The sequence below is a fragment of the Streptomyces sp. NBC_01571 genome (assembly GCF_026339875.1).
Taxonomy (GTDB): Bacteria; Actinomycetota; Actinomycetes; order Streptomycetales; family Streptomycetaceae; genus Streptomyces.
This window is the reverse complement of sequence record NZ_JAPEPZ010000001.1, coordinates 6,650,607-6,669,345: the sequence shown is the minus strand read 5'-3', so window position 1 is coordinate 6,669,345 and position 18,739 is coordinate 6,650,607. Positions and strand designations below refer to the sequence as shown.

14 protein-coding genes are annotated in these 18,739 nt (G+C 71.9%); 3 read left to right on the top strand and 11 right to left on the bottom strand.

The window, feature by feature from the left end:
- The first annotated feature begins 108 nt into the window (after window positions 1-108).
- Window positions 109-1,290 (top strand): TOMM precursor leader peptide-binding protein, encoded by a 1,182-nt coding sequence (locus tag OHB41_RS30160; RefSeq protein WP_266701249.1) that lies wholly within the window; start codon window positions 109-111, stop codon window positions 1,288-1,290.
- Window positions 1,283-2,647 (top strand): ABC1 kinase family protein, encoded by a 1,365-nt coding sequence (locus OHB41_RS30155; protein ID WP_266701248.1) that lies wholly within the window; start codon window positions 1,283-1,285, stop codon window positions 2,645-2,647. The genes OHB41_RS30160 and OHB41_RS30155 overlap by 8 nt, the downstream gene beginning before the upstream one ends.
- Before the next feature lie 96 nt (window positions 2,648-2,743).
- On the opposite strand, the gene OHB41_RS30150 is transcribed toward OHB41_RS30155, so the two are convergent.
- From OHB41_RS30150 to OHB41_RS30130, 5 genes are all read right to left on the bottom strand, one after another.
- On the bottom strand, window positions 2,744-2,968 hold the full coding sequence (locus tag OHB41_RS30150) for a hypothetical protein (RefSeq protein WP_266701247.1): 225 nt from the start codon (window positions 2,966-2,968) through the stop codon (window positions 2,744-2,746).
- 117 nt (window positions 2,969-3,085) lie between these two features.
- The gene (locus OHB41_RS30145; protein WP_266701246.1) at window positions 3,086-3,409 is read right to left on the bottom strand and encodes a putative WhiB-interacting protein; all 324 of its coding nucleotides are present in this window, start codon (window positions 3,407-3,409) and stop codon (window positions 3,086-3,088) included.
- Window positions 3,406-3,774, bottom strand: coding sequence for a WhiB family transcriptional regulator (locus OHB41_RS30140; protein WP_010984500.1), 369 nt, complete (start codon window positions 3,772-3,774; stop codon window positions 3,406-3,408). Before OHB41_RS30140 ends, OHB41_RS30145 begins: the two co-directional genes overlap by 4 nt.
- Window positions 3,775-3,948: 174 nt before the next feature.
- Entirely contained in the window at window positions 3,949-4,272 is a 324-nt protein-coding gene (locus tag OHB41_RS30135; RefSeq protein WP_266701245.1) for a hypothetical protein, read from the bottom strand.
- Between the two features lie 165 nt (window positions 4,273-4,437).
- Window positions 4,438-6,633 carry an ATP-dependent DNA helicase UvrD2 gene (locus tag OHB41_RS30130; protein ID WP_266701244.1) on the bottom strand — a complete coding sequence of 732 codons (2,196 nt, stop codon included), beginning with the start codon at window positions 6,631-6,633 and terminating at the stop codon, window positions 4,438-4,440.
- A 197-nt stretch (window positions 6,634-6,830) separates the two neighbouring features.
- Here OHB41_RS30130 and OHB41_RS30125 point away from each other — a divergent pair, with 197 nt between their 5' ends.
- The gene (locus OHB41_RS30125) at window positions 6,831-7,088 is read left to right on the top strand and encodes a glutaredoxin domain-containing protein (RefSeq protein ID WP_148010353.1); all 258 of its coding nucleotides are present in this window, start codon (window positions 6,831-6,833) and stop codon (window positions 7,086-7,088) included.
- 128 nt (window positions 7,089-7,216) lie between these two features.
- Here the strand turns inward: OHB41_RS30125 and OHB41_RS30120 are convergent, their stop codons facing one another.
- From OHB41_RS30120 to OHB41_RS30095, 6 genes are all read right to left on the bottom strand, one after another.
- A complete protein-coding gene (locus tag OHB41_RS30120; protein WP_266701243.1) occupies window positions 7,217-8,053 on the bottom strand; it encodes a M55 family metallopeptidase in 837 nt (278 codons plus the stop codon).
- A gap of 203 nt (window positions 8,054-8,256) precedes the next feature.
- A complete protein-coding gene (gene nudC / locus OHB41_RS30115; RefSeq protein WP_266701242.1) occupies window positions 8,257-9,198 on the bottom strand; it encodes an NAD(+) diphosphatase in 942 nt (313 codons plus the stop codon).
- A gap of 129 nt (window positions 9,199-9,327) precedes the next feature.
- The gene (locus OHB41_RS30110) at window positions 9,328-10,740 is read right to left on the bottom strand and encodes a dipeptidase (protein ID WP_266701241.1); all 1,413 of its coding nucleotides are present in this window, start codon (window positions 10,738-10,740) and stop codon (window positions 9,328-9,330) included.
- A gap of 10 nt (window positions 10,741-10,750) precedes the next feature.
- Window positions 10,751-14,341, bottom strand: a complete 3,591-nt coding sequence (locus tag OHB41_RS30105; protein ID WP_266701240.1) for an ATP-dependent DNA helicase — start codon at window positions 14,339-14,341, stop codon at window positions 10,751-10,753.
- 179 nt (window positions 14,342-14,520) lie between these two features.
- A complete protein-coding gene (locus OHB41_RS30100) occupies window positions 14,521-18,024 on the bottom strand; it encodes an ATP-dependent helicase (protein WP_266701239.1) in 3,504 nt (1,167 codons plus the stop codon).
- A gap of 248 nt (window positions 18,025-18,272) precedes the next feature.
- A complete protein-coding gene (locus tag OHB41_RS30095; RefSeq protein WP_266701238.1) occupies window positions 18,273-18,638 on the bottom strand; it encodes an MGMT family protein in 366 nt (121 codons plus the stop codon).
- Window positions 18,639-18,739: the final 101 nt, after the last annotated feature.

Sequence of the window (18,739 nt, the reverse complement as noted above, 5' to 3'; positions counted from 1 at the left end):
CAACTTTCCGCACGCTCCACCCACCCCCGGGCATCCTGGCATCCGAACGGCGGACCCGGCACGGCCCCGCCGGCACACGGGGATGCTCCATGAATACGGGGGTCGGTCATGCATCCGATGGTGAAACCCGCGCTGCGGCGCGGCTGGCGGGACCTCAACACCGTGCAGTTCGGCATGGCACCCGCGCACGCGATGGTGCTGGGCCCGGTGGACACGGCGACCGGCAGCTTCCTCGACCTGCTCGACGGAACCCGCGGACTCCCCCTCCTGCGCGAGGAAGGACGCGGCATGGGCCTGCCCGACGGCCACGTCGACGCACTCGTGGAACGGCTGGCCGACTCCGGACTGCTCGACGACGCGACGGGCGGCGGCCCGGCCGCGGACACCCTCCGCGCGAAGAAGGCGGTCCTCGACCGGCTGCGCCCCGACCTCGCGGCCCTCTCCCTCGTCACCCCCGCACCGGGCGACGCCCTCGGACACCTGGCCGCCCGCCGCTCCCTGCGGGTACGGGTGCACGGCGCGGGCCGGGTCGGGGTCACCCTCGCGGTCCTCCTGGCCGGCGCGGGCGTGGGCCGGATCGAGGTCCGCGACGTGGGCCGGGTGGAACCGTGGGACGTGGCACCCGGCGGACTGACGGCGGAGTCCGTCGGCGAGCGCCGCGAGGAAGCCGCCCGACGAGCGGTGCGCCGGGCCGCGCCGGACCGCCCGCCCCGGCCCGCCACCGAGGGCGAGGAGCTCGGACTCTCCCTGGTGATCATCACGCCCCGGGACGGCCTGTCCGTCCACGCCCCCGATCCCACGGCCGCCCAACCCCTGATCACCTCCGGCACACCCCATCTCTACGCGGGAGTCGTGGAAGGAACAGGAGTCGTCGGCCCGCTGGTCCTGCCCGGCGACACCGGCTGCGCGGGCTGCCTGGACCGGAGCCGCGCCGACCGGGATCCGACCTGGCCACGCCTGATCGCCCAGTGGCGCTCCGGTTCCTCACGTCACGTACCGGCGTGCGACCTCACCGTGGCGACCGGCGTCGCCGGCCTCGCCGCCGCGCACGCGCTCGCCTTTCTCGACGGCCGGCCGCCCTCCAGCGCCGGAGCCCGCTGGGAGACTTCCGCTCCGGGGTTCCACTGGCACGCGAAACCGGTGTGGCCCCACCCCGATTGCCCGTGCGGCGCCGCGGAGAAAAGTAAGAAGGGGGAACGCGCCGCCGAAGCCGAGAAGCCGCACGAGACAATGGCGGGGCTACAGCCGCATGCGGCACGGCTGTCTGGGACTTGGAGGGCGCATGTCTGATCTTCCCCGGAAGGCGGTCACCCGAACCGCCAAACTCGCCGCGCTACCGCTCGGCTACGCCGGGCGAGCGACCTGGGGCCTGGGCAAGCGGATAGGCGGGAAGTCGGCGGAGATCGTGGGCCGCGAGCTTCAGCAGCGCACGGCCGAGCAGCTCTTCAAGGTGCTCGGTGAGCTGAAAGGCGGCGCGATGAAGTTCGGACAGGCACTGTCCGTCTTCGAATCGGCGCTGCCCGAGGAGGTCGCGGGCCCGTACCGCGCGGCACTCACCAAGCTCCAGGAAGCGGCACCGCCGATGCCGACCCGCACGGTGCACTCCGTCCTCCGGGAGCGACTCGGCGAGGACTGGTCCGAGTTGTTCCTCGAATTCGAGGACAAGCCGTCCGCGGCCGCCTCGATCGGCCAGGTGCACCGGGCGGTGTGGCACGACGGCCGCGAGGTCGCCGTCAAGGTGCAGTACCCGGGAGCGGGCGAGGCCCTGCTCTCCGATCTCACCCAGCTCAGCCGATTCGCCCGGCTGCTGGGCCCGCTCATCCCCGGCATGGACATCAAGCCCCTCATCACGGAACTCCGCGACCGGGTCTCCGAGGAGCTCGACTACGCGCTGGAGGCACAAGCCCAGGAAGTCCACGCCGCGGAGTTCTCGGGCGACCCCGACGTCCTGGTACCGGCGGTGGTCCACCAGTGCGACCAGGTCCTGGTCACCGAATGGATCGACGGAACACCGCTGTCAGAGGTGATCTCCGACGGTACGCAGGAGCAGCGGGACCGCGCGGGGCAACTGCTGGCCCGCTTCCTCTTCTCCGGCCCCGCGCGCACCGGACTGCTGCACGCCGACCCCCACCCGGGCAACTTCCGGCTCCTGCCGGACGAGAAGAGCGGCTGGCGCCTCGGCGTCCTGGACTTCGGCACGGTCGACCGTCTCCCCGGCGGTCTGCCCTCACCGATCGGCGACTCCCTCCGCATGACCCTCGACGGCGACGCGGAAGCCGTCTACGACCTGCTGCGCGAGGAGGGCTTCGTCAAGGAGTCGATAGAGCTCGAACCCGACGCCGTCCTCGACTACCTGCTGCCGATCATCGAACCGGCCCAGGTGGACGAGTTCACCTTCACCCGCGGCTGGATGCGCAGCCAGGCCGCCCGGGTGGCCGATCCCCGCTCCCCCGCCCACCAGTTGGGCAGGCTCCTCAACCTGCCACCGTCGTATCTGTTGATCCACCGTGTGACGTTGAGCACCATCGGCGTCCTGTGCCAGCTGGGCGCGACGGTCCGGCTCCGCGACGAACTGGAGGAGTGGCTGCCGGGGTTCGTCCCGACCGAAGAGCTGCCGGACGAGGAGGACTCAGCGGCTGGGGCGTGAGTTCGGGCTGCCTTCGGGCGGCTGGGGCGGGGGTGGGGGGAGGGGGCCGGGGGGGAGGGGAGCCCCCCCAGAAGAAGACCCGGTGCAAGCCCCGCTCTACCACCAAGCCGAATCCAGCCGTCCCTCGATCGCCCGCAGATGTGTCCGGGCGCAGTTGTCGCAGAGGTAGTGGCGGCTGCCGTTCTCCATGGAGCAGGTCCAGGTCGGCTGGGGGCCCTCCGCCGGGGTGCCGCAGCGGGCGCACGCGATGCGCTGGGCCTGGGCCGTGTCGGGCCGCTCGGTGTTGTCGCTGCTGTCACTGTCCCCGGGAAGACTCGTCACCCGCCGACGATAGCGCCGTGGGCGGGCGTTCGCGCGGCACAACGCACCGCGGGGGCCGGTCCGTCCGGACCGGCCCCCGCGGTGTGTCTGTGGATGTCTGCGACTGCGTTCGGCTGCTTACTGCATGACCGCCATGGCCAGCGCACGCCGCGCACGCATGGACGCGCGCTCGGCCCGGCGCTGCATCCGGCGGGCAGTGGCCAGGCGCACGGCCTGGCGCTCCCGCTCAGCCTCTCGCAGTCGCTCGTGCATATGCGCACGAGCCAGGGCTTCTGGAATGAGTTGCATCTCTCGGGTCCTGTTCTCACGCGAGTCGTTCGCGTCGGTGGTGGTGAATTCTGGAATGACGGAGCCGGTGGGCTCACTCGCGGACGGCTTCATCGGGGCCTGTTTCTTGGGGTCGTGCGTCTGGGGGCGATCGATCGTTCCTGCGGTGTTCATGCCGTGACCGGGTTCTTGCGCGGACGGCCACGGGGCCGCTTGCGGGCCACGACAACACCCTGGACGAACAGCTCGCCGCCCCAGACACCCCAGGGCTCACGCCGCTCCTTGGCGCCGGCGAGGCAGGCCTCGATCAGCGGGCAGGTGCGGCAGAGGGACTTGGCGTACTCGACGTCGGCCGGCGACTCGGCGAAGAAGACCTCCGGGTCGTAGGAACGGCAGGGGACGGGTACGCCGAGGTTCTCGATGGCGTCGTCGAGCGCGGTGAGCGCAGTGAGCGGGATCAAGGTGGAGTCCTCCGTGAGGCCGGGCGGGGGGATCGTTTCGGAAGGCGGTACGGACGGGGCGTGCGCTTCGAGTTGCACGGTTGGTCTTCCTCGTCTGGTCGTGCCGGCCGGTTGGCCGGTTGGCGGCTGGTACCGGGTTCTTTTCTTGTCCCGAGGCCCCTTCGCTCCGCCGTCCCCGGTCGGGGACAAACAGAAGGGCCGCGGATCCCGGGTGGGGTTCCGCGGCCCTGAAGGCACCGGCCTGATCGAGGATCAGGCTGGATCACTCCAGGGTTCAGGCCCACGGAAGGCCCACATCGTGTGGTGCTGCTTCGTCTGCTTCAGGGATCCGGCACCGGTTGCCGCAAAGGCATAGGCACGCGCCTCTGCCACTACTGCCGCTTCCAGTGCCTGGATCGGTCGCTCATTGCGCTCACGGATGGGAAGACCCGCGAGGGACAGGGAGGACGCCGGCCGGACGGCGGAGATGCCGGACAGACCGGTGCCCAGGTTCGAGACGCCGAGCAGGCACGTGGAGACGACCGAGGGATCGGTCATTTTGGCGGTGGTGTTGGAGCTGGCGTTGATGCTGATCACTGGAATCGCCTCCTCTCGGCGTCTTGGGGGGACTGGGGGTGAGCCAGTCCGACGGCTATTAAGTACAGCACGGAACCAGGGCTTCGGAGAAGCCCGCCGCTTCCGTGCTAAGAACCTATGGGGATTGCCGGGGCATGCGCAAACTATTTTCTCGACGAGTTTGAATCAGTCGTCGCGCCTGTCCTCGCCAGCCTCTTGGCCTGCGCAGATGGCCAGGACGTCGGCTCCGAAGCGGTTGAGCTTGCGTACTCCGACTCCGGGGATCCGTGCGAGCTCTCCGTCGTCGTCGGGAACGGTCTCGGCGATGGCCATGAGTGTCTTGTCGGTGAAGACGCAGAACGCGGGCTGCCCGCTGCGCTGCGCCTGTACCGCCCGCCACTCGCGCAGCCGTTCGTAGAGGCCCTCGTCCATGTCTGAGGGGCAGTCCTCGCAGCGCATCAGTTTCATCTCGCCTGCGTCGGTCAGCGTGCGGCCGCAGACGCGGCAGCGGGCCGGAGTTCGGCTCGTCCGTCGTACGACGGTGCCTCCGCTGCTTCCGATGCCTCGCTCGACGCCTCCCGGACCGCCTCCGTTTGTGCGGCCCGCGGTGGTGACGGAGCCGGGGCGCAGTCCGTCGAGGAAGCGGCTGGGCCTGCGGTTGGCTCTGCCGCCGGGTGAGCGGGACAGGGCCCAGGAGACGAAGAGGTGTTCTCTGGCGCGGGTGACGCCGACGTAGAGGAGGCGGCGTTCCTCTTCGATCTGCTCGTCGGTCTTTGCGTAGGTGATCGGCATCATGCCCTCGGCGACGCCGACGAGGAAGACGACATCCCACTCCAGTCCTTTGGCGGAGTGCAGGGAGGCGAGGGTGACGCCCTGGACGGTCGGGGCGTGCTGTGCGCCGGCGCGCTCGTCGAGTTCGGCGACCAGGTCGCCGAGGGTGGCGTCCTGCTTGGCGGCGGCGAAGTCCTGGGCGAGGTGGACGAGTGCGGCCAGTGATTCCCAGCGCTCTCGGACCGCGCCGGAGCCGGCGGGGGGTTGGCTGGTCCAGCCTTCGCCGGACAGTACGGCGCGGACCTGGGAGGGCAGGTCGACGACGTCGTCGAGAAGGGAGTCGTTGGCTCCGAACCGGGCGGCCGCGCGGAGGGCCGCTCCGGCTTTGCGCACTTCGGGGCGGTCGAAGAACCGCTCGGCGCCGCGCAGCTGGTAGGGCACTCCGGCGTCGGCGAGTGCCTGCTCGTGGATCTCGGACTGGGAGTTCGTACGGAAGAGGACGGCGATCTCGCCTGCGGGGATGCCGGAGGCGATGAGGTCGCGGATGCGGCGGGCGGCGCCTTCCGCCTCGGCGGGTTCGTCGGTGTATTCGGCGTAGACGGGCTCGGGGCCGGGGGCGCGCTGGGAGATCAGTTCCAGGCGGTGGTCGGCGGCGCGGCCGCGGGCCTGTGAGAGCAGGCCGTTGGCGAGGTGGACGACCTGCGGTGACGAGCGGTAGTCGCGGACGAGCTTGACGACGGTGGCCGCGGGGTGGCGGGTGCGGAAGTCGAGAAGATGGTCGGGAGTTGCACCGGTGAACGAATAGATCGTCTGGCTGGCGTCGCCGACGACGCAGAGGCTGTCGCGTTCGCCGAGCCACAGTTCGAGGAGGCGTTGCTGGAGGGGGCTGACGTCCTGGTACTCGTCGACGACGAAGTGCTGGTACTGGGAGCGGACCTGGTCGGCGATGTCTTGGCGGTCCTGGAGGATGCCGACGGTGAGCAGCAGGACGTCCTCGAAGTCGATGAGTGATCGGTCGCGTTTGACGTCTTCGTAGGTGGCGTACAGCTGGGCGATCTCTGCGGGGTCGCGGGGGGATTCGCGGCCGGTCTTGGCGGCGGCGGCCGCGTAGTCGGAGGGGACGGTCTGGGTGACCTTGGACCATTCGATCTCGGCGGTGACGTCGCGGAGCTCGCCGCGGTCGAGGCGGATGCGGCAGGCGGCGGCGGCGTCGGCGACGAGCTGGATCTTGCGGTCGATGAGTCGGGGGAGGCTGCCGCCGACCGCTTTCGGCCAGAAGTACTGGAGTTGGCGCAGGGCCGCGGAGTGGAAGGTGCGGGCCTGGACGCCGCCGGCGCCGAGCTGGCGGAGGCGGCCGCGCATCTCTCCCGCGGCGCGGTTGGTGAAGGTGACGGCGAGGACGCTGGAGGGCTGGAGGATTCCGGCGCGTACTCCGTAGGCGATGCGGTGGGTGATCGCTCGTGTCTTGCCTGTGCCGGCGCCTGCCAGCACGCACACCGGACCGTGCAGGGCGGTGGCGACTGCGCGCTGCTCGGGGTCGAGCCCGTCGAGCACCGCGTCGGCCGTGTCCGGAACCTGCGGGAAGAGGGTGGAGTGCGTTGCTGCTGTCACCCCGCCATGCTGCCAGGTCGCCGGGGGCGGGTGAGTCGGTTGTCCACAGGGAGGGTCTTGTGGTCGTACTAATGCGGCAGGCGTCGGGGGGTGCCGGTGTACGGGGCGGGGGTACCCGGGTGCGGGAATGGTACGTGTCCGGCGTACGTTCCCCTTCTGCGATGACGCACCCCCAGCAGTAAAGGAGCGCGAGAGACATGCCGGGCACTGTGACGATGTACAGCACCACGTGGTGCGGATACTGCACGCGGCTGAAGGGCCAGCTGGACCGCGAGGGCATCACGTACAAGGAGATCAACATCGAGCACGACCCGGCGTCCGCGGCGTTCGTGGAGAAGGCGAACGGCGGGAACCAGACCGTTCCGACGGTTCAGGTGGTTCCCTCCAACGGTGGGGTCGAGGTCGTGATGACCAACCCGAGCCTCGCCCAGGTGAAGCGCGCGCTCGGCGTCTGACCCGGGAGCAGGCTACGAGACCCGACCCGGGTGATCACGGGCGCGGGTCTCGTCGGCGTTCTGCTGTTCAGCAGTACGGGTCGGCGTTCTTCCGCCCTGTTCAGCAGTACGGGTCGGCGTTCTGCCGTTCAGCAGTACGGCTGCTGGTCGGTGAGTGCCGACGCGACGCGCATGAAGACTCCGAAGAGACGGTAGAGCTGGGGAACCGGCCCGGCCACCTCGACGGTGCGGGAGTCTCGCAGGCCGACTCCGGGGATCCCTTCGAGCTGGCCGGCGACGGTGGCCGACTGCCACCGCACCGCCAGGGTGGCCGCGGCTTCCGTGCGGGCCGGCCGTGGGCGGGGGTCGGCACGACGCACTCCCTCGGCGGCGGCTTCCTCGATCGCCTTGCGCGCCTCGGTCGCGGGCCTCAGCCTGGCGCTGAAGCGGTCCCTGGCGTATTTGACCGGAGCCGTGACGACCTGGGTGTCCCAGGCTGTCATCTCGTCGCAGGCGGCGTCGTCGCCGGAGAGCATCACCACGGGTACGCCCAGTGCGGCGGCTGTGGCGTGCGCGAATCCGATCTCTCCCATGGGCTGGTCGTCCAGCCACATGTCCTCGATCTCGTGGCCCATGTAGCTGTGGCTGAGCACGCCCAGGGCACCGGCGCGTGAGTGGTAGCCGACGCACAGCACCGCGGCGAAGTCACTGTCCAGGCCTTCGAGCATCCCCATCCGTTTGGGTTTGCCTCTGACCAACTCCGCCTCGGGGTGTATCTGGTCCGCGAGCAGGTTCCGCATGGAGCTGTGTGCGTCGTTCACCAGAATCCGGGTGGCGCCGGCCGTGAGTGCTCCGCGCACGGCCGCGTTCACGTCCTCGGTCATCATGGCCCGGCCGTGCTGGTAGTCCTGGCCGCCGGCCTGCACGTCCTGGGCACCGACCAGTCCGGTGACGCCCTCCATGTCCGCGCTGATGTACACCTGCACGCCACTGCCTCCGCTCTGTGGCTCCCGGCCGCCGAGAGCCTCATGGTCAGGACACCGCGTGCCCCGGTCGGTCGCTCCGGGCATCGCGGCGGGGCGGTTCTTGAAGTAGCTCGAGAACCGCCCCTCTTGTGTGTTTTGCGCCACACCGGCTCCGGTGGCTGCCGGGTGGTCCGCCTGGCCTCTCCCGTGGGAGTGGTGGGTGGCTACACCTCTCTGCGGGGCAGGGGCTTTCCGTACCAGAGTTCGATCAGGCGGGCCGCGATGGAGATGCCGTAGGGGGGCATCACCTCGCCGGACTCGAAGGCGGTGCGCAGGTCCTCGCGGGAGAACCAGCGGGCTTCGTGGATCTCCTCGCCGTCGACGTTGATCTCGCGGGAGGTGGCGTGGGCCATGAAGCCGAGCATGAGGCTGGAGGGGAACGGCCAGGGCTGGCTGGCGACGTACTCGACCTCGCCGACGGTGATGCCCGCCTCTTCGAAGACCTCGCGGCGCACGGACTGCTCGATGGATTCGCCGGGTTCGACGAAGCCGGCGAGTGTCGAGAAGCGGCCTTCGGGCCAGTGCACCTGGCGGCCGAGCAGGATGCGGTCCTCGTCGTCGGTGACCGCCATGATCACGGCGGGGTCGGTGCGCGGGTAGTGCTCGGCGCCGCAGGCGGGGCAGCGGCGGATGTGGCCGGCTGCCGCGATCACGGTGCGTTCGCCGCAGCGTGAGCAGAAGCGGTGCAGTCGCTGCCAGTTCTCCAGGGCGACGGCGTGCACCATGAGGCCGGCGTCGCGGGGGGAGAGCAGGAGTCCCGCCTCGCGCAGGCCCGCGGGGCGTGCGGACTGGTCGATGCGGCCGGGCAGCGCGTCCTTCTGCAGTGCGAAGTAGCTCACACCGTCGTCGTCCGTGCCGAGGAAGTAGCGGTGCGCTTCGGTGAGCGGGGCCTCGAAGGAGGGGGTCATGACGAGTTCGGTGGTGCCGTCCGCGGTTTCGTCGATGAGGACCTGCCCGCCGGAGACCACGAAGGCGCGGGTCGTGGGGTGGCTCCAGGCCGCCGCGAGCCAGGCCTCGTCGAGCCGGTGGTGGGCGGCCCGGTCGATGCCGCTCGGGGCGGTGAGCGAGATGGGACGGTCGGCGGTGCGGTCGGTCCAGGTGGTCACGGGTGCTTCCAACTCCCCCGGTGGAACGGTTATTTCGGCGGGCGGTTCAGCAGGACGTACGGCGGGACGGGTGTGCGGGGCGCTCTTCTGGGTGTGAATGGGGCTTCTTCCGGATGTGAAAGGGCTTCTTCAGTGTGCCTCGCGCCAGTTCTCGGCCAGGTCGTCCCACAGGTGGGCGCTGGTTTCGACGCCCTTCATGAGGAGGTCGAGTTCGACCTTCTCGTTGGGTGCGTGCCAGCCGTCGGAGGGGACGGAGATGCCCAGGAAGAGCACGGGGGCGTCGAGGACTTCCTGGAGGTCGGCCGCGGGCCCCGAGCCGCCTTCGCGGGTGAAGCGGATGGGCTGCTCGAAGGCGCGGCCCATGGCCCGTACGACGGACTGCAGGGCGGGGTGGTCCAGCGGGGTGAGGCAGGGGCGGGTGGCGGCGCCGAAGGTGATCTCGTGCCGGATGCCTTCGGGGAGCTGTTCGGCGGCCCAGGTGCGTACGGCCTTCTCGATGTGGTCGGGGTCCTGGCCCGCGACCAGCCGGAAGGAGAGTTTCACCGTGGCGGAGGACGGGATGATCGTCTTGCTGCCGGGGCCCTGGTAGCCGCCGCCGATGCCGTTGACCTCGGCGGTGGGGCGGGCCCAGATGCGTTCCAGGGTGGTGTGGCCGGCCTCTCCGTGGGTGGCCGTCGACTTGGCGGTGCTCAGCCAGCGTGCTTCGTCGAAGGGCAGTTCGGCGAAGAGTTCGCGCTCGCGGTCGGTGAGTTCGGTGATGCCTTCGTAGAAGCCCGGGACGGCCACGCGCGCGTGGTCGTCGTGGAGGGCGGCGACGAGGCGGGCGGCTGCGGTGGCGGGGTTGGGCACGGCGCCGCCGAAGGAGCCGGAGTGGATGTCCTGAGCGGGCCCGTGCAGCTCGATCTCGCATTCGGCGAGCCCGCGCATGCCGGTGCACACGGTGGGGGTGTCCTCGGACCACATGCCGGTGTCGGAGACGATCACCGCGTCGGCGGCCAGCCGGTCGGCGTGGGTTTCCACGAGGTCACGGAAGTGCGGGGAGCCGGATTCCTCCTCGCCCTCGATGAGGAGTTTGAGGTGGACGGCGGGGGCGGTGCGTCCGGTGGCGGCGAGGTGGGCGCGGACGCCGAGTGTGTGGAAGAACACTTGGCCCTTGTCGTCGGCGGCTCCGCGCGCGTGGAGGCGGTTTCCGCGGATCACCGGTTCGAAGGGGTCGGTGTCCCAGCCGTCCTCGCGGGCGGCGGGCTGTACGTCGTGGTGCCCGTAGACGAGGACCGTGGGGGCCTGGGGGTCTTCGGACGGCCATTCGGCGAAGACGGCGGGGGCGCCCTCGGTCGTCCAGACCTCCGTGGTGGGGAAGCCGGTCTCCTGGAGTTTGGCGGCGAGCCAGTCGGCGCTGCGCCTCACGTCCGCCGCGTGGTCGGGCTGGGCCGACACGGAGGGGATGCGCAGCCATTCGGCGAGGTCGTCGAGGAAGGCCGTGCGGTGGTTCTGGATGTACGCGCGGACGGTGCTGACGGCGTTGTCAACGGGCTTGCTCATGCTCACGAGCCTAGCCGCCCGTGGGGGCGTGTTCGTCCGGTGGTTCTCCGGCCGCTTCTTGCCGCGGGTCCCGGGTGTCCTGCGTGAGGAGCCGTTCCAGGGCGGCGCGGTCGGGGAGGTCGCGGGGGCGGACGATCTCGCCGCTGCGAACGTAAACGAACGTGGCCTTGACGGACTCCGGGGGCACGCCCTGCTGCTCGGCCCAGGCGAGGCGGTAGACGGCGAGCTGGAGGGGGTCGGCGGTGCGGGTGCGGCTGGTCTTCCAGTCGACGATCTCGTACGTCGTGCCGTCGCCGTCGTCCTCCTTGTAGACGGCGTCGATGCGGCCCCGGACGACGCGTCCGGCGATGGCGAGCTGGAAGGGGGTCTCGACGCGGTGGGGCGTGCGGTGTGCGTAGGGAGTGCGTTCGAAGGCGTCCTTGAGGTCCTCCAGGTCGCGTTCGTCGGCGATCTCGGCGTCACTGCCGGGCAGGTCCTCCGGTTCGAGCATGGGCAGCCGCAGTTCTTCGAAGCGGGACTCCACCCAGGCGTGGAAGCGGGTGCCTCGGCGGGCCGCGGGGCGTGGGGGGCGCGGCATGGGGCGCGCGAGTTCCTGTGCGAAGCCGTCGGGGTCGGCGGCCAGGTGCAGTACCTGTGAGGCCGTGAGCGAGGCGGGCAGGGGGACGTCGGTGACGCTCGCGCGGGCGCGCAGGAGTTCTCCGGTGAGCGCGTCGAGGTCGCGGTCCCAGGAGTCGAGGGTGCGGAGTTCCTCGGGTGTGAGGCGTACGGGGTCGTCCTCCGGGTGGGGGCGGGCGTCCTGGCCCCGCGGGGGCGCCGGCACCGGGGCCGGGCGGGCATCGGGGACGGGTCGGTCCTCGGGGGCGGGCGCCTGGTGCGGGAGCGTCGGGCGGTGGGTGGTCCAGGAGTCCCAGTCCGAGTCGTCGCCCACGAGGAGGGCGTCGTCGCCTTCGGAGAGGTCGTCGTCTTCAGGGAGGTCGTCGTCTCCTCCGGGGTGCGGCTCGTCCCCGTAGGACGTCTCGTCGTCGGGCGGGGGCGGCCACTCCGGGTCGTCGTGGGAGGACGGGCCGTGGACGGCGGGGTGGGGCTCCTCGTGGGACGCCACCCGCTCCAGGTGGGCGAGTACGGTCTCGGCGGCCGCGCGGCGGCGGGCGAGTGCCGTGTCGTCGAGCGGGAGCGGCCACGCGTGGTCCGCCGCCGCCTCGTGCAGGGCCGGGTTCTCCTCGTCCTCCGCCGGTTCGTCGGCCCAGGCCTCGATCTCCCCGTGTCCGGCGGCGCAGTGGTCGTACAGGGCGTGCAGGAAGTCGGAGGGGCCGCGCGGGCGCTTCTGGGACGGGCCCCACCAGTGGCCGGAGCCGAGCAGGAGCGAGCGGGGGCGGGTGAAGGTCACGTAGCCGAGGCGGAGCTCCTCGGTGCGCTGGTGGCACTTCATGGCCTCGTGGAAGGCCTTGATGCCCTTGGTGTCCCAGGTCTCGACGTCGGGCAGGGTGTCGGCGTCTCCGCGCAGTTCGTGCGGCAGGACCTTGCCCTGGGCCGTCCATTTCTCGCGTCCCTGGGTACTGGGGAAGGTTCCGGTGACGAGGCCCGGGACGGCGACGACGTCCCACTCCAGGCCCTTGGACTTGTGGGCGGTGAGCACCTTGACGGTGTTCTCACCGCCGGGCAGCGCGTTGTCGAGGCCCTTCTCGTACTGCGCGGCGGTGCGCAGGAAGCCGAGGAACGCGAGCAGGGTCGCCTCGCCGTCGCCCGCGGCGAAGGACGCGGCGACGTCGAGGAAGTTCGAGAGGGTCTCGCGGCGGCGGGCGGCGAGGGCGTGCGGGGACGCGGAGAGCTCGACCTCCAGTCCGGTGACGGCGAGCACCCGGTGCAGGACGTCCATCAGGGGGTCGGCGAGCGAGCGGCGCAGGTCGCGCAGTTCGGCGGCGAGCCGTGCGAAGCGCACCCGGGCGTCGGGTGAGAAGGGCAGTCCGTCGTCGTCCCTCTCGGCCTCGATGGGCATCTCCAGGAACGTGTCCAGGGCGTCGGCGAGCGATATCACCTCGGCCGGGTCGACCCCTTCGACGGCCGCGGCGAGCCGGCGGTCGGCGTCGTCGTCGGCGCCCACGCGCGCGTGGGACACGAGAAGGCGGGCGCGCCGTCCCAGGAGGGCCAGGTCGCGCGGGCCGATCCGCCAGCGCGGTCCGGTGAGCAGGCGCACCAGGGAGGCGTTGGCGCCGGGGTCCTGGAGGACCTCGCAGACGGCGACCAGGTCGGCGACCTCGGGGAGGTGCAGCAGCCCGGAGAGGCCGACAACCTCGACGGGGATGTCGCGGGCGACGAGCGCGCCCTGGATCTCGGCGAAGTCGCTCGCCGTGCGGCACAGCACGGCGATCTCGCCGGGGGCCTTTCCGGTGCGTACGAGGTGGGCGAGGGAGTCGGCGAGCCAGTCGATCTCCTCGGCGTGGGTGGGCAGCAGCGCGCAGTGGACGACGCCGTCGTGCTCGGCTCCGGGGGCGGGCCGGAGGGCCTCCACGCCCGCGTGCATCGCGCGCAGGGGTTCGGCGAGGCCGTTGGCGAGGTCGAGGAGGCGGCCGCCGCTGCGGCGGTTCTCGCTGAGTGACTGGCGGGCGGCGGGGCGGCCGTCGGCGTGCGCGAAGTGTTCGGGGAAGTCGTCGAGGTTGGCGACGGAGGCGCCGCGCCAGCCGTAGATGGCCTGGCACGGGTCGCCGACGGCGGTCACGGGGTGCCCCGTGCCGCCGCCGAACAGTCCGGCGAGCAGCACGCGCTGCGCCACCGAGGTGTCCTGGTACTCGTCCAGCAGGACCACGCGGAACTCGTCGCGGAGGATGTCACCGACCTCGGGGCGGGTGCGGGCCAGGGTGGCCGAGAGGGCGATCTGGTCGCCGAAGTCGAGGAGGTCGCGTTCGCGTTTGGCCGCTCGGTAGCGGACGACCAGTTCGGCGAGTTCGCGGCGGGCCGCGGCTGCCTCGGGGACCTTGCGGAGGTCGGCGTTGGTGAGTCTGGCGCTCTCCAGGGTGTGCAGCAGTCCGGCGTCGTGGGCGCGCAGGTCCTCGGGGCGTACGAGGTGTTCGGCGAGTTCGGAGTCGAGGGTGAGGAGGTCGCCGACGAGGTCGGGGAAGGAGCGGGTGAGCGCCGGGTACGGTCCGGGTGACTCGCGCAGGACGCGGGCGGCGAGCTGGTAGCGGGTGGCGTCGGCGAGCAGGCGGGACGTCGGTTCGAGGCCGATGCGCAGTCCGTGGTCGGTCAGCAGGCGGCCCGCGAAGGCGTGGTAGGTGGAGATGACCGGTTCGCCGGGCGGGTTGTCGGGGTCGATCACGTCCGGGTCGGTGACCCCGGCCTTGATCAGGGCCTTGCGGACGCGTTCGGCGAGTTCGCCCGCGGCCTTGTTGGTGAACGTCAGACCGAGGACCTGTTCGGGGGCGACCTGTCCGGTGCCGACCAGCCAGACCACGCGTGCGGCCATCACCGTGGTCTTCCCGGAGCCGGCTCCGGCCACGATCACCTGCGGGGCGGGCGGTGCGGTGATGCAGGCCGTCTGCTCCGGGGTGAAGGGGATGCCGAGGAGCTCCTTGAGCTGCTCGGGATCGGTGATACGGGCTGGCACGTCAGAGAGGCTAGCCGCGCCCACTGACAGCGGGCGGCCACATCGGCTGTCGGGGCGTGGGAACCGCTGGTCAGCACGTGTGGTGTCGTACGTCACTCGGGTCGCGTCCGATGACACCGCGCGCGCCGGGAGCAACCGGCCCTCGACGGTGCGCGTGCCGCCGGTCGGCCACCGGCCGGTCACTCGACGACGTGACGTCCCTCCGCGCGGGCGCTGCACGATGTGCGGAACGCGCAGTGCGTGCAGTGCTGGCCGGTGGTCGGTGAGAACCGTTCGTCGAGGACCTTGCCCGCGGCGGTGGCCAGCAGGTCGCCGACCCACTCCCCCGTGAGTGGTTCCTGGGCCTGCACCTTGGGGAGGGTCTCGCCGCCGTTCTTCTGGGCGGCGCCCTGGCGGAGCTGGACGAGTTCGGCGCCGCCCGGCTCGGGGCGTACGCCGTCGAAGGCGTCGTCGACGGCGCCCTCGCGGACGGCGAGCTGGTAGACGGCGAGCTGTGGGTGGTGGGCCACTTCGGCGGCGGTGGGCGCGTGTTTGCCGGTCTTGAAGTCGACCACGTAGGCGCGGCCCTCGGTGTCCGTCTCGACGCGGTCCATGGAGCCGCGGATGCGTACTTCGTAGGAGCCCGCTTCGAGGGTCACGTCGAAGTCGTGCTCGCTGGCCACGGGCGTCCGGCCGGGGCGGACCTGGTTGGTGTCGACGTGCCACTTCAGGAAGCGTTCGAGCGCCACGCGCGCGTGCTCCTTCTCCTGCGTCGACTTCCAGGGCGCGTCGAAGGCGAGCGCGTTCCACACGGAGTCCAGGCGTTCCATGAGGACGTCGAGGTCGGCGGGGGTGCGTCCGGAGGCGACTTCGTCGGCGAGGACGTGCACCACGTTGCCGAAGCCCTGGGCCGCGGTCGCGGGCGCGTCGGCCTTCACTTCTCGTCCCAGGAACCATTGGAGGGCGCAGGTGTTGGCGAGCTGGTCGAGGGCGCTCCCGGAGAGCACGACGGGCTGGTCGCGGTCGCGCAGCGGGACCTTGCTCTCGGTGGGGTCGTACATGCCCCACCAGCGGTAGGGGTGGGCGGAGGGCACCAAGGGGCGGCCGTCGTCGTCGGCGAGGGCGGCGAGTCTGGCCAGGCGGTGGGCCGCGGCCTGCCGGAGGGGTTCCGAGACGCGGGGGTCGACGGTGGTGGCGCGCAGTTCGGCGACGAGGGCGGCGACGGACAGCGGGCGGCGGGGCCGGCCGGTGACGTCCTTCGGTTCGACGCCGAGTTCGGTGAGGAAGCGGGAGGGCTGGTCCCCGTCGTCGGCGGGTGCCTTCACCGCGGTGACGACGAGGCGTTCGCGCGCGCGGGTGGCGGCCACGTAGAACAGGCGGCGTTCTTCGGAGAGGAGTGCTCCGGGGGTGAGGGGTTCGGCGAGGCCGTCGCGACCGATACGGTCCGCCTCCAGCAGGGAGCCGCGGCGGCGCAGGTCGGGCCACAGACCCTCCTGGACGCCCGCCACGACGACGAGGCGCCATTCCAGGCCTTTGGAGCGGTGCGCGGTCATCAGGCGCACGGCGTCGGGGCGTACGGCCCGGCGGGTGAGGGTGTCGGCGGCGATGTCCTGGGCGTCGATCTCCTCCAGGAAGTTGAGGGCGCCGCGTCCGCCGGTGCGTTCCTCGGCGCGGGCGGCGGTCGCGAACAGCGCGCACACGGCGTCGAGGTCGCGGTCGGCGTTGCGTCCGGCCGCGCCGCCGCGCCGGGCGGCGCGCTCCAGGCGCTGCGGCCAGGGTGTGCCTTCCCAGAGGTCCCACAGCGCCTCCTCGGCCGTCCCGCCGCCCGCCAGGCGCTCCCGTGCCTTGCGCAGCAGGGCACCGAGGCGCTGGGCTCCGCGGGCGTAGGCCGGGTCGTGGGCGACGAGCCGCTCCGGTTCGGCCAGCGCGAGGGCGAGCAACTCGTCGGAGGGCGGTGGTACGTGGTTGCCGGCGGTGCGCTCCTCCTCGCGCAGCGCGCGGCCCAGGCGCCGCAGGTCGGCGGCGTCCATGCCGGCGAGGGGGGAGGCGAGCAGGGTGAGGGCGGTCTCGGTGTCGAGCCAGGACACCGTCTCCTGGAGGCCGGCGTCCTCGGGCTGTGCGTCCGGGGCAGCAGGCACGGCTGCCGGAACGGCTTCAGACACGGCTGCCGGAACAGCTTCAAGGGCAGCTCCGGGATCGTTTTCGGGAGCGGCTCCAGGTGCGGCGTCAGAGGCGTCGTCAGGGGCGTTGGCGGAAGCGTCGCTGTCGGCACCTGGCGTGGGTGCCGCGCCCGTCCCCGTCCCTGTCCCGGACTCGGCGCGGGCGACCGCCCGCAGGGCCGTCAGCAACGGCGTCACCGCGGGTTCGTGCCGCAGGGGCAGGTCGTCGCCGTCGATGTCGAGCGGTACGCCGGCCGCGGTGAGCGAGCGGCGGATCACCGGGATCGTGCGGGAGCCGGCGCGCACCAGGACGGCCATCTCGCCCCAGGGGACGCCGTCCTCCAGGTGGGCGCGGCGCAGGATGTCGGCGATGTTGTCCAGTTCCGTGCCCGCCGTCGGGTACGTGTAGACCTCGACCGTGCCGCCGTCCCGTACCGGCGTCAGTTCGCGGTGGGCGCGTACCTTCGGCGCGGGCAGCCGGGTCAGCGGCATGCGCTGGGTGAGCAGGCGGGTGGCGTCGAGCAGGGTGGCGCCGGAGCGGCGGGAGGTGCGCAGCACCTCGACCGGCGCGGGGTGGCCGTCCGCGCGCGGGAAGGCGTCGGGAAAGTCCAGGATGCCGTTCACGTCGGCGCCCCTGAAGGCGTAGATCGACTGGTCGGGGTCGCCGAAGGCGACCAGGGTGCGGCCGCCGCCGGCCAGGGCGCGCAGGAGCCGCACCTGGGCGGGATCGGTGTCCTGGTACTCGTCCACGTAGACGGCGTCGTACTGCGCGGCGAGACGTCCGGCGACGCCCGGGCGCCCCGTGAGCAGTACCGCGCGGTGGACGAGTTCCGCGTAGTCGAGCACTCCTTGCAGGTCGAGAACGTCGAGGTACTCGGCGAGGAAGGCCGCGGCGGCGCCCCAGTCGGGGCGGCCGATCCGGCGGGCGAAGGCGGTCAGGGCGTCGGGGCCGAGCCCCAGTTCGCGGCTGCGCGCCAGGACGGCTCGGACCTCGTCGGCGAAGCCGCGTGTGGTCAGGCAGGCGCGCAGTTCGTCGGGCCAGCGCACGTGGGCGAGGCCGAGCCGCTCCAGGTCGGGCTGGCCCGCGAGCAGCTCGCGCACCGCGACGTCCTGTTCGGGTCCGGACAGCAGCCGCAGCGGTTCCACGAACAGGTCGCTGTCCTGGTGGGCGCGGACCAGGGCGTAGCAGAACGAGTGGAAGGTGGTGGCCCGGGGGGCGCGGGCGGCCCCGATGCGCAGCGCCATGCGGTCGCGCAGTTCCACGGCAGCCTTGCGGCTGAACGTGAGGACCAGGATCCGTTCCGGGTCGCCGCCGTGTGCGATCCGGGCCGCCACGGACTCGACGAGGGTGGTCGTCTTGCCGGTGCCGGGGCCTGCCAGCACGAGGAGCGGGCCCGATCCGTGGTCAACCACTGTGCGCTGTCCTGCGTCCAGACGAGGGGGGCCCACCCGGACCGGCGCGGTGCGCACCAGTCGGTACGCGCCGCGGGTCCCCTGCCGCACCTGGGGGTGCGGCAGGCGCCTGGTGGAGGAAGAGGAGCTCACGTGGTTCGCCGGTCCTGGAGGTTGTGCTGGTGGGCGGAGCGCCGCGGGCCGAGGGTGGTGGCCGCGGGGTGAGGGGGACGCGCGCCGTCGACGGTACGCCGGTGGACATCACGGAAGGACGGCTTCCCGTTCTTCCCTCACACCCGGTGCGTTCCCCGCTCGTCGAACGTACGGCATGTCACGGACGTGCCTCGTTTCCCCCGTACGGGCCACAGACGCCCCGCCCGCCCGTCCGATGCCGGAAGCTGTCAGGTGTGATCCTGCGCGCGTTCGTCGCCGTCCCATCGTGCTCGTCTCATGTCGACGCGCGGCAGATGCCCTTCGGAAGCCCTGCTCGCCTCCTTCAGCGGCGTGCCCTCCGCGCGGTAGCGGTCCAGTGCCTCGAGTTCGTGGCCCGGCAGAAGGACTCCGTCCGCGCGGACGACCCGCCACCACGGGACCGCTCCTCCGTAGAGGGCCATCACGCGTCCGACCTGGCGCGGGCCGCCCTCCTCCAGCCACTCGGCGACATCCCCGTACGTCATGACGCGCCCGGGGGGAATGAGGTCGGCGACCTCGAGGACCCGCTCCGCGTACTCCGGCAGCTCGTCCGCCGGAAGACTCTCCTCGCTCATCCGCCCCATCCTGCCCCACCCCACCGACAGTGTGACGGGACGGCGACTGTGGGTATCCCTCGCCCCGACGGCGCGCTTCGGGCAGACTGTGCGCCCCCGCA

What these genes read in the sequence shown, in the direction of transcription:
- OHB41_RS30160 (WP_266701249.1), top strand. Translation starts at nt 109, where the DNA reads ATGCATCCGATGGTGAAACCCGCGCTGCGGCGCGGCTGGCGGGACCTC.
- OHB41_RS30155 (WP_266701248.1), top strand. Translation starts at nt 1,283, where the DNA reads ATGTCTGATCTTCCCCGGAAGGCGGTCACCCGAACCGCCAAACTCGCC.
- OHB41_RS30145 (WP_266701246.1), bottom strand. Translation starts at nt 3,409, where the DNA reads ATGAACACCGCAGGAACGATCGATCGCCCCCAGACGCACGACCCCAAG.
- OHB41_RS30125 (WP_148010353.1), top strand. Translation starts at nt 6,831, where the DNA reads ATGCCGGGCACTGTGACGATGTACAGCACCACGTGGTGCGGATACTGC.
- OHB41_RS30110 (WP_266701241.1), bottom strand. Translation starts at nt 10,740, where the DNA reads ATGAGCAAGCCCGTTGACAACGCCGTCAGCACCGTCCGCGCGTACATC.
- OHB41_RS30095 (WP_266701238.1), bottom strand. Translation starts at nt 18,638, where the DNA reads ATGAGCGAGGAGAGTCTTCCGGCGGACGAGCTGCCGGAGTACGCGGAG.